We start from the raw sequence: 422 nt of genomic DNA on the forward strand, positions 1-422 counted from the left end.
TTCCCAATCGATATTTGGAGCATTTGTGATGAAAATAGTATTGATAATTTTACCTGTTTTTGCATCAAAACGATACAATTCTGGTTTGGAATCAGAATCGTTTAAACCCCAAAAAGAAGCCACATTTTTATCTTCTTTTTCATATTCTAAAGTCGAAATTTCGTTCAAAGTAGGCGGTAAGTTGATACTTTCCATTTTATAATCATCAATAGAAATTGTATCGATGTTTTCTACTATTTGCGCGAAAGAGAATTTAGTCAGAATCAAAAATAAAAATATGGCTAAATATTTCATTTGATTATGTTTTAATCATTTCCAGTTTTATTGGCTAATTGTCCGCAAGCTGCATCAATATCTTTTCCGCGACTACGACGTACATTTACCACAATATTGTTGGATTCTAAAGCTTTGATATAATTGTT

Annotated in this window: 1 protein-coding gene; it reads right to left on the reverse strand. The window is 30.3% G+C overall.

All coding sequences use genetic code 11. The features are described 5' to 3' along the window. Positions 1-294, reverse strand: a 294-nt coding sequence (locus QWI17_RS12765) for a hypothetical protein (RefSeq protein WP_302722899.1), incomplete at its 3' end; no start/stop codon positions are given. Positions 295-422: the final 128 nt, after the last annotated feature.

This window comes from Gilvimarinus gilvus (assembly GCF_030518155.1).
GTDB classification, from domain to species: domain Bacteria; phylum Pseudomonadota; class Gammaproteobacteria; order Pseudomonadales; family Cellvibrionaceae; genus Gilvimarinus; species Gilvimarinus gilvus.